Genomic DNA, 13434 nt, shown 5'->3' on the forward strand with positions numbered 1-13434 from the left:
TCTGCCGGAAGGCCCGGGAATACCGGTCTAGAGCGGCTGGCGAAACGCTACGACTAAAGTCGTCTGGAGCGCTTGCACCAGCGTCCTACAGTGGATATCGACGACATTCCGCGTCACCCCGCTGTGAGGATAAAAACAATGAACGACAGCATCTACCAGCGGATTGATACCAATCCGCGCTTCAAGGAGTTGGTGGCCAAGCGAGAGCGTTTCGCCTGGATACTTTCTTCGATCATGCTTGGCCTCTACGTGATATTCATCCTGCTGATCGCTTTCCAGCCGCAGCTGCTGGGCGCGCGTATCAGTCCCGATTCGTCCGTGACCTGGGGCATCCCGATGGGTGTCGGACTGATCCTTGCCGCGTTCATCCTGACCGGCCTGTACGTGCGTCGCGCCAACGGCGAGTTCGACAGCCTGAACCAGGAAATCCTCAAGGAGGCGCAGCAATGATCGCTCGTCTCCTTGCCGCGCTCGGCCTTGCGGCCTTCGCTCCAGCCCTCTGGGCCGACGCGCTGACCGGCGACGTGCAGCGCCAGCCGCTGAACGTCTCGGCCATCGTCATGTTCGTCGCCTTCGTCGGCGCGACCCTCTGCATCACCTACTGGGCATCCAAGCGCAACCGCTCGGCGGCCGACTACTATGCCGCAGGCGGCCGCATCACCGGCTTCCAGAATGGCCTGGCGATCGCCGGCGACTACATGTCGGCGGCATCCTTCCTGGGTATTTCGGCGCTGGTCTTCACTTCCGGCTACGACGGCCTGATCTACTCGATCGGCTTCCTGGTCGGCTGGCCGATCATCCTCTTCCTCATCGCCGAGCGCCTGCGCAACCTGGGCAAGTACACCTTCGCCGACGTCGCCTCCTACCGCCTCAAGCAGAAGCAGATCCGCACCCTGTCGGCCTGCGGCTCGCTGGTGGTGGTGGCGTTCTACCTGATCGCGCAGATGGTCGGCGCCGGCAAGCTGATCGAGCTGCTGTTCGGCCTCAACTACCATGTCGCGGTGGTCCTGGTGGGCATCCTGATGGTGCTCTACGTGCTGTTCGGCGGCATGCTGGCGACCACCTGGGTGCAGATCATCAAGGCCGTGCTGTTGCTCTCCGGCGCCTCGTTCATGGCGATCATGGTGCTCAAGCACGTCAACTTCGACGTCAGCACGCTGTTCTCCGAAGCCATCAAGGTGCATCCGAAGGGCGAGGCGATCATGAGTCCGGGCGGCCTGGTCAAGGATCCGATCTCGGCATTCTCCCTGGGCTTCGCGCTGATGTTCGGCACCGCCGGGCTGCCGCACATCCTGATGCGCTTCTTCACCGTCAGCGACGCCAAGGAAGCGCGCAAGAGCGTGTTCTACGCCACCGGTTTCATCGGCTACTTCTACATCCTGACCTTCATCATCGGTTTCGGCGCGATCCTGCTGGTCAGCACCAACCCGGACTTCAAGGACGCCACCGGCGCCCTGATCGGCGGCAACAACATGGCGGCGGTGCACCTGGCCGACGCGGTGGGCGGCAGCCTGTTCCTCGGCTTCATCTCGGCGGTGGCCTTCGCCACCATCCTCGCGGTGGTCGCCGGGCTGACCCTGGCCGGGGCCTCGGCCGTCTCCCATGACCTGTACGCCAGCGTGTTCAAGGGCGGCAAGGCCAACGAGAAGGACGAGCTGCGGGTCTCGAAGATGACCACCGTGGCCCTGGGCGTGGTCGCCATCGTGCTCGGCATCCTCTTCGAGAAGCAGAACATCGCCTTCATGGTCGGCCTGGCCTTCTCCATCGCCGCCAGCTGCAACTTCCCGGTGCTGCTGCTCTCCATGTACTGGAAGAAGCTGACCACCCGCGGCGCCATGATCGGTGGCTGGATGGGCCTGATCACCGCGGTGGGCCTGATGGTCCTCGGCCCGACCATCTGGGTGCAGATCCTCGGCCACGAGAAAGCCATCTACCCGTACGAGTACCCGGCGCTGTTCTCGATGATCGTCGCCTTCGTCGGTATCTGGTTCTTCTCCATCACCGACAAGTCGGCGGCGGCCGACGAGGAGCGGGCGCGCTTCTTCCCGCAGTTCATCCGTTCCCAGACCGGCCTGGGCGCCTCTGGCGCGGTGGCCCACTAAGCGCTACGTGAAGGCGTAGCCCGAGGCGGCGGCCGGGTTTCCGGTCCGCCGCCTTTCGTTTCAGCGTCCCGGCCACAGCGAGATGAGCCATGCCTGACAGTTTCAACTTCGCCTCGCCACCCTTCGACCAGTTGCGCCCCCATCAACGCGAGACCTTCAAGCAGGCTCTCAGCGTCGGCTACTATGCGCCGGGGGAAACCTTGCTGGAGGCCGGCTCGGCGGTCCCCGGGCTGTTCGTCCTGCTCAAGGGCGTGGTCGAGGAGCGCGGCGACGACGGGCGGGTATTCGCCCAATACGCCGCGGACGACCTGTTCGACGTCCGCGGGCTGTTCTCCGGCAGCAGCAAGCACCGCTACCTGGCGATCGAGGAAAGCATCGTCTACGAACTGCCGGCCAGTTGCTTCCACCAGTTGTGCGGGGAGAACCCGGGTTTCGCCCGGTTCTTCCAGGCCGACCTGGCGGCCAAGCGCCAGTTGGCCCAGCGCGACGGGCAGAACCTTGCCGAGTTCATCCTTACCCGCATCGCCCGCGAGCACTTGCTGCCGGCGCTGGAGGTGGAGGCCTCGCTGTCCCTCGGCGACGCCGCGCGCCTGCAATTGAGCCACGGCGCCGATGCCCTGCTGGTGCGGCTGGAGAGGGACGGGTCCGAACTCGGCATCGTCACCCGCACCGACCTCATGAGCGCGCACTTCCGCGACGGGCGCAGCGAGCTGGAGGCGATCGGGCCGTTGGCCCATGGTCCGCTGGCCAGCGTCGAACTGGGCGATTTCCTGTTCGACGCGATGATCCTCATGACGCGCCAGCGTATCGAGCGGGTCGCGGTCACCGAGGACGGCCAGGTGATCGGCCTGTTGCACCTGACCCAGGTGCTCAGCCTGTTCTCCACCCATTCCCACGTCCTGGCGCTGCGCATCGCCCGCGCCGACGACCTCGGCGACCTGCGCCGCTGCGCGGAAACCCTGGACACCCTGATCGCTACCCTGGCCGGCAACGGTATCCGCCTGCGCTTCATCATGCAGCTGGTCAGCGCGCTCAACGAGCAATTGCTCGAACGGCTTTTCGAACTGTTGCTGCCGCCAACCCTGCGCGGGCGCTGCTGCTTGCTGGTGATGGGCAGCGAAGGACGCGGCGAGCAGTTGCTGAAGACCGACCAGGACAATGCCCTGGTCCTGGCCGACGATCTGCCGCAGGAACAGGCCCTGGCGATGATGCAGCGCTTCAGCGCGGCCTTGCTGGAGTTCGGTTATCCGCCCTGTCCCGGAGGGGTGATGGCCAGTCGGCCGGAATGGTGCAAGCCGCTGGCGGCCTGGCAGGCGGAGCTGCGCGGGACGCTGCTGGAGGGCAAGCCGGAGCAGCTGTTGCGCCTGTCGATCCTGGCCGATGCCTGGCCGGTGGCCGGTAACCTGCAACTGTTCGAGCCGTTGCGTCGGCAACTGCGCGGTTTCGCCGACGGCGGTGAGCGCTGGCTGGCGGATATCGCGGCAGCGGCCCTGCAATTCGATACGCCGCTGACCTTCCTCGGCCAACTGAAGACCCAGGACGCCCGCCTCGATCTCAAGCGCGGCGGGATCTTCCCCATCGTCCACGGCATCCGCACCCTGGCCCTGCGCGAAGGCCTGGAAACCCGCGGGACCCTGGCACGGATCGAGGCGCTGAAGCGACACAAGGTCCTCGAAGCGCGCCTGGCGGACGACCTGAGCGAGTCTTTCGAGCTGTTCCTGCAACTGCGCCTGACCCGCCAGTTGGCCGGCCAACGCGACGGTCGCCAGCAGGGCCTGGACGTCAGCGGCATGAGCCGCCACGATCGCGACATGCTGCGCTACGGCCTGCATGTGGTGAAGAAGTTCAAGCAGAGCGTGGCCCGTCAATTCCACCTGGAGACCCGATGAACACCATGGTCAAGTTGCCCGACAGCCGCTGGCCGGGCTGGCGCCGCCGGCTGTATTGGTGGATGCACGAGGCGGTCGAGGCGGAGGAAGTGATCTCCCTCGATCTCGAGACCACCAGCCTCGACCCGCGTCGTGCCGACATCCTCAGCATCGGCGCGGTGCTGGTGCGGCGCGGCAAACTGGTCATGGGCGAGCGCCTGGAACTCTACGTCGAGCCGCCGCCGAGCCTGGACGCGGAGTCGATCCGCATCCACAAGCTGCGCCGCGCCGACCTGGAGGGACAGTTGCAGCTGGAGCAGGCTCTGCGCCAGTTGCTGGCGTTCATCGGCGACCGGCCGCTGCTTGGCTACTACCTGTCGTTCGATGTCGCCGTGCTGAACCGGCACCTGCGCCAGCTCTTCGACCGACAGTTGCACAACCCTTCCATCGAGATTTCGTCGCTGTACCACCGGAAGGTCAGCCGGCATTTTCCCGACGCACACATCGACCTGCGCTTCGACACCCTGGCGCGGGCCCTGGATGTGCCGGTCAGCGGTCGCCATACCGCCCTCGGCGACGCCCAGGCGGTGGCGCTGATGTTCATGCGCCTGCTCAAGGGGCCGGCGCCCAAGGTCATCCACTGAGGCTGGAGGGCGCGGATTTATTGAATCTTCGTTGCTCGGCGGGGGTCGAGAACTACAAGGGCGGAATCTGCCGCCCTTTGCCCCATGAGCCGAACAGGAGCGACGCCCATGAGTCTCGGTACGATTCTTCTGATCATCCTGATCCTGCTGCTGATCGGCGGCCTGCCGGTCTTTCCTCATTCGCGCAACTGGGGCTACGGGCCCTCGGGGATCGTCGGCGCATTGCTGGTGGTGCTGTTGGTCCTGTTGCTGCTGGGCATGATCTAGGGCCCGATCGGGAATGCCGTCGTGGTTGTCCGCCGTCGCGACGGGTATCGGCGGATAACGCCTCCGGCGTTATGCGCCCTACGCGGAGGGTTTCCCTGCTTTCGCTCCGCCCTGGGGTAGGGCGAATAACCGCATCGCGGTTATCCGCCGTTGCGACGGGTATCGGCGGATAACGCCGTTGGCGTCATGCGCTCTACGTAGGATGGTTCGAAGCCTTCGCTTGGTGAAGGGCGGTTTCATCGCGGGGTCCGCCGGGCGCTTTTTTTCCATCGACCGGCTTCACTTGCCTTGCGTCTCGCGCCAGACTGGCGCGCATGCCGATCCAGACGCTCGCCACCCTTGCCGATATCGACGCCGCCGAGTGGGACGCCTTGCTGCCTCCCGCCCAGCCATTCCTGCGTCATGCTTTCCTGTCCGAGCTGGAAGACAGCCGCAGCGTGACGCCCGCCACCGGCTGGCGCCCGGCCCATCGCGTGCTGCGCGATCCGCAAGGGCGGCTGTGCGCGGCGCTGCCGGCCTATGTGAAGGCGCACTCGTACGGCGAATACGTGTTCGACTGGAGCTGGGCCGACGCCTGCCAGCGGGCCGGTATCCGCTACTACCCGAAGCTGCTGGTAGGGGTGCCCTTCACCCCGGTCGCCGGTGCGCGCCTGCTGGGCGAGGACGAAGGGTTGCAGGGGCTGCTCGCGTCCCTTGGCGAGGAGGCCGAGGCGAGCGGTCTGTCGAGCATCCATGTGAATTTCACCGACGCCCGGGCGGACACCTTGCTTGCCGCGCGTGACGGTTGGCTCGAACGCCTGGGTTGCCAGTACCACTGGCACAACCGCGGCTATCGGGACTTCCAGGACTTCCTCGAGGCCCTCAGTTCGCGCAAGCGCAAGCAACTGCGCAAGGAGCGCGAACAGGTCGGCGGACAGGGCATCGAGTTCGAATGGCGGGAAGGCGGCCAGTTGTCCGAACTGGAGTGGGATTTCGTCTATCTCTGCTACGCCAACACCTACCTGGTGCGCGACCGCGATCCCTACCTGAGCCGCGAGTTCTTCGGCCTGCTGGCCGAGCGCATGCCGGAGGCGATCCGCGTGGTCTTCGCCCACCAGCGTGGCAAGCCGGTGGCGATGGCGTTCAGCCTGGTCGCTGGAGACACCCTGTACGGGCGCTACTGGGGATGCCTGGCCGAGTTCGACCGGCTGCACTTCGAGACCTGCTTCTACCAGGGCCTGGAATTCGCCATCGGCGCCGGCCTGGCGCGCTTCGACGCCGGCGCCCAGGGCGAACACAAGCTGATCCGCGGTTTCGAGCCGGTGCTGACGCGCTCCTGGCACTACCTGGCGCATCCCGGTCTGCGCGATGCCGTGGCGCAGTTCCTCGAACAGGAGCGGGCGGGAGTGCGCGCCTACGCCGAGGAGGCCCACGGCCTGTTGCCCTACCGCCAGGCCTGAAGGGGGCCGGAACGATAGGGCGTGGCGTCAGCTCAGCCGTTGCTGGTGCTGCCGCCCCATTCGAGGAAGCGGATCTTGTGCAGCTCGCCGCTATGGTCCTCGTAGACCACGGTCACCGGCACTACGCCGGTCCTGGTCGAATTGTCGGTACGGTGCAGGACATTCTTCACGTCCAGTTGCATGCCGTAGTGGTATTCCTCGACCGGCAGGCCGCGGCCCGGGTCCTTGTCCACGTCCTGGGCGAAGGCCATGGGGGCGAGGCTGGTGATGACGGCGGACACGACAGAGGCAAGTTTCATTCTGTGATTCTCCGTAGCGATGGGGCGAAACCCCCGGTACCGAGCACTGGCATCCTTGGTCGTCCGTGGCCGACGCCAGGTGGACGGGGACGATGCGGCAGGCGTCGGGATCGAGCCGGGGCACGGGTTCGATAAGAACACCGTTTCGCTGGCGGAAAAAATCGAAGCGCGTGTTAGTCGAGATCGACGGCGGTGATGATTGCCGCGCAAAGGCCCGTTGCAGAGCCTTTGACAAGGTCACCCAAGCCGGGCGGCGCGAGCCGCCGCCCGGTGCCGAGGCTTCAGTCGACGCCGACGAAGCCGCCGGTCTGGTGTTGCCAGAGGCGCGCATAGAGGCCGCCATGGGCGAGCAACTCGGCATGCGTGCCGCTTTCGGCGATGTGGCCCTTGTCCAGCACCACCAGGCGGTCCATGCGCGCAATGGTCGACAGGCGGTGGGCGATGGCGATCACCGTCTTGCCCTGCATCAGGGTCTCCAGGCTTTCCTGGATCGCCGATTCGACTTCCGAGTCCAGCGCCGAGGTCGCTTCGTCGAGGATCAGGATCGGCGCGTCCTTGAGCAGCACCCGGGCGATGGCGATGCGCTGGCGCTGGCCGCCGGAGAGCTTCACTCCGCGTTCGCCGACGTGGGCGTCGAAGCCGCGGCGGCCCTCGGCGTCGCTGAGCAGCGGGATGAACTCGTCGGCGCGGGCCTTGCGCACCGCTTCCATGAGTTCCGCGTCGCTGGCGCCGGGGCGGCCGTAGAGCAGGTTGTCGCGGATCGAACGGTGCAACAGCGAGGTGTCCTGGGTGACCATGCCGATCTGCGCGCGCAGGCTTTCCTGGGTCACCCCGGCGATGTCCTGGCCATCGACCAGGATGCGTCCGCTCTCCAGGTCGTACAGGCGCAGCAGCAGGTTGACCAGGGTCGACTTGCCGGCGCCGGAAGGTCCGACCAGGCCGATCTTCTCGCCGGGCCGGACCTTCAGGTCGAGACCCTGGATCACGCCGCTGCCCTTGCCGTAGTGGAAGGCGATGTGCTCGAACTCCACCTCGCCGCGCTCTACCCGCAGCGGCCGGGCGTCCTCGCGGTCGACCACCTTGCGCGGCAGGGCGATGGTCTGCATGCCATCCTGGACCTGGCCGATGTTCTCGAAGATGCCGCCGACCACCCACATGATCCAGCCGGACATGTTGTTGATGCGGATCACCAGCCCGGTGGCCAGGGCGATGGCGCCCACCGAGATCAGCTCCTGGCTCCACAGCCACAGGGCCAGGCCGGTGGTGCCGGTGATCAGCACGCCGTTCATCACCGTGATGGTCACGTCCATGGAGGTCACTACGCGCCCGGCGCGTTGCGACTTGAGGGTCTGGTCGCCGATCGCTTCGCGGGCGTAGTCCTCTTCCTGGCGGGTGTGGGCGAACAGCTTCAGCGTGGTGATGTTGGTGTAGCCGTCGACGATCCGCCCCATCAGCTTCGAGCGCGAATCCGAGGCCTCCACCGAGCGGCGCTTGACCTGGGGAACGAAGTAGGCGAGGGCGCCGACGTAGGCGAACACCCACAGCACCAGAGGGATCATCAGGCGCCAGTCGGCCTCGGCGAACAGCACCAGGGCGCTGACGGTATAGATCAGCACGTGCCAGAGGGCGTCCACCACCTGCACCGCCGAATCGCGCAACGAGTTGCCGGTCTGCATGATGCGCTGGGCGATGCGCCCGGCGAAATCGTTCTGGAAGAAGCCGAGGCTCTGCTTGAGCACGTAGCGGTGGTTCTGCCAGCGGATCAGGTTGGTCATGCTCGGGTTGATGCTCTGGTGCACCAGCATGTCGTGCAGGGCGTTGAACAGCGGGCGCAGGACCAGCGCCACCACCGCCATCCAGATCAGTTCGTTGGCGTGCACGCGGAAGAACTCCGCGCTGGGCGTGCTCTGGGCGAGATCGACGATGCGGCCGAGGTAGCTGAACAGCGCCACCTCGATCAGCGCGACGATCAGGCCGACCGCCAGCAGGGCCAGGAACACCGGCCAGACCTGGCGCAGGAAGTAGACATAGAAACGCAGCACTTCGCTGGGCGGCATGCGTTCGGAAGCACTGCGGAACGGGTCGATCAGACGTTCGAAACGACGATAAAGCATGATGGCTCTCTTCTGGAGCGGGCCCGTCCTGGGCCCGCCGGATCAAGCCCCTGCGGCTGGACTCAGAGGCGTTTGGCGGACAGGATCACCACGTCGTCGCTCGGCACGTCGGCGAAGCCGTTGCGGCGGGTGGTGGGAACCTTGGCGATCTGGTCGACCACGCCCATGCCACGCACCACCTTGCCGAACACGGCATAGCCGAAGTCGCGGGCACCATGGTTGAGGAAGTCGTTGTCGGTCAGGTTGATGAAGAACTGGCTGGTGGCCGAATCGACCACGCCGGTACGGGCCATGGCGAGGGTGCCGCGCTCGTTGAGCAGGCCGTTGTCGGCCTCGTTCTTGATCGGTGCGCGGGTCTTCTTCTCCTGCATGCCGGCGCTGAAGCCGCCGGTCTGCACCATGAAGCCCGGGATCACGCGGTGGAACAGGGTGCCGTCGTAGTAGCCGCTGTCGACGTACTCGAGGAAGTTCTTCACGCTGATCGGCGCCTTGGTCGGATCGAGTTCTACCTCGATCTCGCCGAGGCTGGTGGCGATCAGGACGTGCGGCTTGGCGGCAGGCGTGGCGGCCAGCAGGGAACCGGCGAAGAGCAGGGTGCAGGTGGCGATCAGGAGACGTTTGAGCATGGTTGTTCCTTGGTTTTATCGATATCGGCGAGGAAGCCGAGCAGGGTGGTGTTGAAAATCTCGGGTTGGTCCATCGGCGTGGCGTGGCGGGAGTCCTCCACCACCACCAGGCGGGCGTCGGCGATCCGCTCGCAATAGGCCTGCTTCAGCGATACCGGCGTGTAGTCGCGATCCGCGCTGATCACCAGGGTCGGACAGGCGATCTCGGCCAATCGTTCCTGCACGCCCCAGCCGATGATCGCGTCGAGGCTGGCCAGGTAGGCGCGCTTGTCGTTCTCCGCCCAGCGCGCCTCGATCTTTTCTCGCAGCCCGGCCTGTTCCGCCTTGGGAAACAACAGCCGGCCGAGGGCGCGGCCGATGGTCCGCAGGCTGAGCAGGCGCGAGAGGAGCCTGCGCTTGGCCACTTCCAGGTGTTCGCGGGGCTTGCGCGGGATGACTTCCGGAGTGCTGTTGACGATGGTCAGGCTGCGCAGCAGGTCGGGGCGGTCGCAGGCCAACTGGAAGCCGATCATCCCGCCCATGCTGATGCCGACCAGGTGCACCGGGCCGCAGCCGAGCCGGTCGAGCAGCGCCGCGCAGTCCTCGGCGAAGCCGGCCATGCTGTAGCCGCCGCGCGGCTTGCCGGAGCGGCCGTGGCCACGCAGGTCCGGGACCAGCAGGCGGTAGTGGCCCAGCAGGGCCGGCAACTGGTATTCCCAGTCGCGGGCGCTCGAACCGAGACCGTGCAGCAGCAGGACCGGCGCGCGCTCGGTGGGACCGGGGTGGTCGTCGTAGACGAGGGTGCAGTCGCGGTGCTGGAAGTCAGGCATCTGCGTTCACTCGGCGGCCGGTTCGGGCGCCGCGAAGGGCGCGTTGAGCGGTACGTTGGCGAACGACTTGAGCATTTCCATGAGGATCTGGCTGGCCGGGCCGAGCGGCTTCTCCTTGTTGGTGTAGAGGTAGAAGCGGCTCTGCCGCACGCCGCCCTGGCTCAGCGGCAGCGGCTTGAGCTGGCCGCTCTGCAGTTCGCGCTCGATGATGTGTCGCGGCAGCCAGGCGAAGCCCAGGCCGTTGCCGACGAAGGTCGCCGCGGTAGCCAGGCTGCCCACCGTCCAGCGCTGTTCGGCACCGAGCCAGCCGTGGTCGCGCGGCTGTAGCCGGCCGCTGTCGCGGATCACCACCTGCATCTGGGTTTCCAGGTCCTGGTGGGTCAGCTCGCGTTGCAGGCGGTGCAGCGGATGGTCGGGGTGGGCCACGGCGACGAACTCGACCACGCTGAGGTCGGCGCCGAGGTGGCCGGGAATGATCAGGCCGCTGATCGCCAGGTCGGCGGCGCCCTGGATCAGCGCTTCCTCGACGCCGGAGAGCACTTCCTCGCGCAGCAGCACGCGACAGCCGCGGCTCTGCGGCATGAAGGCGGACAGCGAGCGGACGATCCGCGCGGTGGGGTAGGCGGCGTCCACCACCAGACGCACCTCGGGCTCCCAGCCCTGTTCCATGTGGTGGGCCAGTTCCTCCAGTTGCCCGGCCTGCTTGACCAGTTGCCGCGAGCGGCGCAGCAGCACTTCGCCGGCCTCGGTCAGCACCGCCTTGCGTCCGTCGATGCGCAGCAGCGGCACGCCGAGCTGTTCCTGCATGCGCGCCACGGTATAGCTGATCGACGATTGCGAGCGGTGCAGGGCTTCCGCGGCCTGGGCGAAGCCGCCGTGGTCGACCACCGCCTGCAGGGTCCGCCATTGGTCCAGGGTTACGCGTGGCGCTTTCATTTCCGCCTCCTCGAATGCAGGGATGCCTCGCCGGCGTTTCCGCGGCCGGCAGGCGATGACGAGTGCGCCGGAGGGGCGACTTCGCTTATCGTGTCGTCGGCATCCTGTACGGGATGGCTGTCCATTCTCTTGACGTACGGGATGCCGTGGTTTTCAGGGTGTTGCCATTTTTCCATCTGTCGCTACCGGGAGTCCGGCCATGAAAAGGCTTTGCTGTTTCGCACTATCGCTGCTGCCCCTGTCCGCTTTCGCCTATCCGATCGAGGTCGACCCGCAACTCAACGGCACCGAGGTCTCCTACAGCACCCAGGACATCGGTCGCGACATGGGCGCCATCCTCCTCACCAACCTGGGTGGCCAGGCGGCGGAATGCACGGCGGTGTTCCGCAACGGCCCGGAGACCCCGAAAGTGCGCAAGGGCGTGATCCAGCCCGGGCAGAACAGCAACTTCACCGCGCAGTTCGGCCGCGACATCATCAAGTTGCGGATCAAGCTGACCTGCAAGATCGCGAAATAGAGCGTTCTCTCACCGAAAGACTAGGTGTTGCCTGTTTATAAATCAATATGGTCGATATTTAACAGCGGTTTTTTCAACTTTTTAATCGATTAATCATTCTCTACCCTCACCTCCATCGTTGTATCGCAGTGGGTGGAGGTCGAGTCATGTCCCGTGTCCTGGTTATCGAGAGCAGTGCCCGCCAACGGGGCTCGGTTTCCCGCCTGCTGACGGCGGAATTCATCTCCCACTGGAAAGCCGCGCATCCCGCTGATCGCTTCCAGGTCCGCGACCTGGCGCGCGAGCCGCTGCCGCACCTCGATGAATTATTGCTGGGAGCCTGGACCACTCCCTGCGATGGCCATAGCGCTGCGGAAAGGCGCGCCCTCGAGCGTTCCAATCGCCTGACCGAGGAGTTGCGGATAGCGGACGTGCTGGTGCTGGCGGCGCCGATGTACAACTTCGCCATTCCCAGCAGCCTGAAGAGCTGGTTCGACCATGTGCTGCGCGCCGGCCTGACCTTCCGTTACGCCGAGCAGGGGCCGGAAGGCCTGCTACAGGGCAAGCGCGCCTTCGTTCTCACCGCCCGCGGCGGAATCTACGCCGGCGGCGGTCTCGACCACCAGGAACCCTATCTGCGCCAGGTGCTGGGCTTCGTCGGCATCCACGACGTCACCTTCATCCACGCGGAGGGCATGAACATGGGCCCGGAGTTCCGTGAGAAAGGCCTGGCGCGAGCCCGCGAGCGGATGCTGCAGGCGCTGGAAACGAACACTTCCCTTTGCGTCCCTCTGCCAACGCTCCGGTGATTGGACGCAGCACCCGGTCGAACCCCTTCCCCCCGCGTGTTCGACCGGGTTTTTTTATTTCGCGATGGTTCCAGGCCCCGGATTCCGGAGCGCAGACAGTCTGGCAGGGGCTTTCGCGCTGGCGTTGTCGCATCGACACGGGTGAACGGCGCCAGGGGGCCGCGGGGACTGTTGCAAGGAGGACGGTGGACCCTGCCCGCAGAATGCTGTTGGCGGGCCGTGCATTGCGCCACCCGCCTCGCCGGTCCGGATGTTCAGTCGGTGCGTGCGCCCAGCAGATGTTCGATACGTTCGATCACGCTTGCCGCTGTGGTGGCGCCTGAACTGAGTTGCTTCAGATCACCAGCCAGGTCAAGCAGAAGGGTGGGGAATGCGCGTACGCCCCACTCTCCGCACTGGGCGAATTGCCGATAGACGGCTTGCCGTGCAGCGGCAGTGGCGAAATGCGCGCGGAAGTCTTCGAACGATAGCGAAGCGTCTTCGCAAATGGATCTATAAAAGTCCACGTTCTTGGGGTCCTCGCCTTCGACATAGAACTTGCGCTGCACGGCAGAGAAAAATGCCAGGGTCGCGGAGGCGACAGGCCGCTTCTGGTCGAGCATTTGCTCGGCGACCACAACGGCTCGGCAGGCAGGCTCCGTGTCATAGTCGAAATGCTTTGCCGACAGCAGGGAAAAACCGAATGGTTGACCGGTGACCTTGGCGATATGGGTCCATTCCCGGCGTAGAAACTCCCGGAACTCCGGCCCCCATGCGTCGCCCCCGCCCGCGCGCAGGCCGCCCATGGTGAGGGTGAAGCCGATACCCTTCTGTTCGCAGTACCGTGCGAGTTCTTCGAGCGTGGAGGAAATACCCCAGCACCAGGAGCACATGGGGTCGCCGATGTACCTGAGCGTGACTTCGCCGCCAGGGGCCTGCTTCGCCCCCTGGGGGAGGATGGGAGCAGCGTCGGGAATCCGGCAACTGCCGGTGGCCGGATCGCAGTTCATGAGTGTCATGGTTGGAGTCCACAGGTTGAGGCTGTA

The 13434-nt window shown here is 65.7% G+C and carries 14 protein-coding genes; 8 read left to right on the forward strand and 6 right to left on the reverse strand.

The genetic code is table 11. The features are described 5' to 3' along the window. Positions 1–138: 138 nt before the first annotated feature. The 6 genes from LT948_RS21425 to LT948_RS21450 all read left to right on the forward strand — a co-directional run bounded on the left by LT948_RS21425 (position 139) and on the right by LT948_RS21450 (position 6320). A complete protein-coding gene (locus LT948_RS21425) occupies positions 139–450 on the forward strand; it encodes a DUF485 domain-containing protein (protein ID WP_003091547.1) in 312 nt (103 codons plus the stop codon). Further along, positions 447–2102 (forward strand): cation acetate symporter, encoded by a 1656-nt coding sequence (locus LT948_RS21430; protein ID WP_003091546.1) that lies wholly within the window; start codon positions 447–449, stop codon positions 2100–2102. Before LT948_RS21425 ends, LT948_RS21430 begins: the two co-directional genes overlap by 4 nt. A gap of 89 nt (positions 2103–2191) precedes the next feature. After that, positions 2192–3991 carry a CBS domain-containing protein gene (locus LT948_RS21435; RefSeq protein WP_003091544.1) on the forward strand — a complete coding sequence of 600 codons (1800 nt, stop codon included), beginning with the start codon at positions 2192–2194 and terminating at the stop codon, positions 3989–3991. After that, entirely contained in the window at positions 3988–4614 is a 627-nt protein-coding gene (locus LT948_RS21440; protein WP_003091543.1) for a 3'-5' exonuclease, read from the forward strand. Before LT948_RS21435 ends, LT948_RS21440 begins: the two co-directional genes overlap by 4 nt. Before the next feature lie 108 nt (positions 4615–4722). Then, on the forward strand, positions 4723–4881 hold the full coding sequence (locus LT948_RS21445) for a DUF3309 family protein (RefSeq protein ID WP_003091542.1): 159 nt from the start codon (positions 4723–4725) through the stop codon (positions 4879–4881). A 314-nt stretch (positions 4882–5195) separates the two neighbouring features. Continuing rightward, positions 5196–6320, forward strand: a complete 1125-nt coding sequence (locus LT948_RS21450) for a GNAT family N-acetyltransferase (RefSeq protein ID WP_218816306.1) — start codon at positions 5196–5198, stop codon at positions 6318–6320. A gap of 32 nt (positions 6321–6352) precedes the next feature. Here the strand turns inward: LT948_RS21450 and LT948_RS21455 are convergent, their stop codons facing one another. The 5 genes from LT948_RS21455 to LT948_RS21475 all read right to left on the reverse strand — a co-directional run bounded on the left by LT948_RS21455 (position 6353) and on the right by LT948_RS21475 (position 11104). Further along, positions 6353–6619, reverse strand: coding sequence for a DUF2790 domain-containing protein (locus LT948_RS21455; RefSeq protein WP_003091540.1), 267 nt, complete (start codon positions 6617–6619; stop codon positions 6353–6355). A gap of 281 nt (positions 6620–6900) precedes the next feature. Continuing rightward, positions 6901–8733, reverse strand: coding sequence for an ABC transporter ATP-binding protein (locus tag LT948_RS21460; RefSeq protein ID WP_021265065.1), 1833 nt, complete (start codon positions 8731–8733; stop codon positions 6901–6903). A gap of 62 nt (positions 8734–8795) precedes the next feature. Next, entirely contained in the window at positions 8796–9359 is a 564-nt protein-coding gene (gene ppiA, locus LT948_RS21465; RefSeq protein WP_003109185.1) for a peptidylprolyl isomerase PpiA, read from the reverse strand. Continuing rightward, positions 9341–10168 carry an alpha/beta fold hydrolase gene (locus LT948_RS21470; RefSeq protein ID WP_023100909.1) on the reverse strand — a complete coding sequence of 276 codons (828 nt, stop codon included), beginning with the start codon at positions 10166–10168 and terminating at the stop codon, positions 9341–9343. Before LT948_RS21470 ends, ppiA begins: the two co-directional genes overlap by 19 nt. Positions 10169–10174: 6 nt before the next feature. Beyond that, the gene (locus LT948_RS21475; protein WP_003091534.1) at positions 10175–11104 is read right to left on the reverse strand and encodes a LysR family transcriptional regulator; all 930 of its coding nucleotides are present in this window, start codon (positions 11102–11104) and stop codon (positions 10175–10177) included. Positions 11105–11303: 199 nt separating this feature from the next. On the opposite strand from LT948_RS21475, the gene LT948_RS21480 reads away from it, so the two are divergent. Both LT948_RS21480 and azoR3 read left to right on the forward strand, forming a co-directional pair. Continuing rightward, positions 11304–11621, forward strand: a complete 318-nt coding sequence (locus tag LT948_RS21480) for a hypothetical protein (protein WP_003091533.1) — start codon at positions 11304–11306, stop codon at positions 11619–11621. Between the two features lie 146 nt (positions 11622–11767). Then, on the forward strand, positions 11768–12409 hold the full coding sequence (gene azoR3 / locus LT948_RS21485) for an FMN-dependent NADH-azoreductase AzoR3 (protein ID WP_003091530.1): 642 nt from the start codon (positions 11768–11770) through the stop codon (positions 12407–12409). 254 nt (positions 12410–12663) lie between these two features. Here the strand turns inward: azoR3 and LT948_RS21490 are convergent, their stop codons facing one another. Then, positions 12664–13407, reverse strand: a complete 744-nt coding sequence (locus tag LT948_RS21490) for a DsbA family protein (RefSeq protein WP_003109186.1) — start codon at positions 13405–13407, stop codon at positions 12664–12666. Positions 13408–13434 lie beyond the last annotated feature (27 nt).

It is taken from the genome of Pseudomonas sp. CP-1, assembly GCF_021213715.1.
Classification (GTDB): domain Bacteria; phylum Pseudomonadota; class Gammaproteobacteria; order Pseudomonadales; family Pseudomonadaceae; genus Pseudomonas; species Pseudomonas aeruginosa.

What these genes read in the sequence shown, in the direction of transcription:
- LT948_RS21425 (WP_003091547.1), top strand. Translation starts at nt 139, where the DNA reads ATGAACGACAGCATCTACCAGCGGATTGATACCAATCCGCGCTTCAAG.
- LT948_RS21430 (WP_003091546.1), top strand. Translation starts at nt 447, where the DNA reads ATGATCGCTCGTCTCCTTGCCGCGCTCGGCCTTGCGGCCTTCGCTCCA.
- LT948_RS21435 (WP_003091544.1), top strand. Translation starts at nt 2,192, where the DNA reads ATGCCTGACAGTTTCAACTTCGCCTCGCCACCCTTCGACCAGTTGCGC.
- LT948_RS21440 (WP_003091543.1), top strand. Translation starts at nt 3,988, where the DNA reads ATGAACACCATGGTCAAGTTGCCCGACAGCCGCTGGCCGGGCTGGCGC.
- LT948_RS21445 (WP_003091542.1), top strand. Translation starts at nt 4,723, where the DNA reads ATGAGTCTCGGTACGATTCTTCTGATCATCCTGATCCTGCTGCTGATC.
- LT948_RS21450 (WP_218816306.1), top strand. Translation starts at nt 5,196, where the DNA reads ATGCCGATCCAGACGCTCGCCACCCTTGCCGATATCGACGCCGCCGAG.
- LT948_RS21455 (WP_003091540.1), bottom strand. Translation starts at nt 6,619, where the DNA reads ATGAAACTTGCCTCTGTCGTGTCCGCCGTCATCACCAGCCTCGCCCCC.
- LT948_RS21460 (WP_021265065.1), bottom strand. Translation starts at nt 8,733, where the DNA reads ATGCTTTATCGTCGTTTCGAACGTCTGATCGACCCGTTCCGCAGTGCT.
- ppiA (WP_003109185.1), bottom strand. Translation starts at nt 9,359, where the DNA reads ATGCTCAAACGTCTCCTGATCGCCACCTGCACCCTGCTCTTCGCCGGT.
- LT948_RS21470 (WP_023100909.1), bottom strand. Translation starts at nt 10,168, where the DNA reads ATGCCTGACTTCCAGCACCGCGACTGCACCCTCGTCTACGACGACCAC.
- LT948_RS21475 (WP_003091534.1), bottom strand. Translation starts at nt 11,104, where the DNA reads ATGAAAGCGCCACGCGTAACCCTGGACCAATGGCGGACCCTGCAGGCG.
- LT948_RS21480 (WP_003091533.1), top strand. Translation starts at nt 11,304, where the DNA reads ATGAAAAGGCTTTGCTGTTTCGCACTATCGCTGCTGCCCCTGTCCGCT.
- azoR3 (WP_003091530.1), top strand. Translation starts at nt 11,768, where the DNA reads ATGTCCCGTGTCCTGGTTATCGAGAGCAGTGCCCGCCAACGGGGCTCG.
- LT948_RS21490 (WP_003109186.1), bottom strand. Translation starts at nt 13,407, where the DNA reads ATGACACTCATGAACTGCGATCCGGCCACCGGCAGTTGCCGGATTCCC.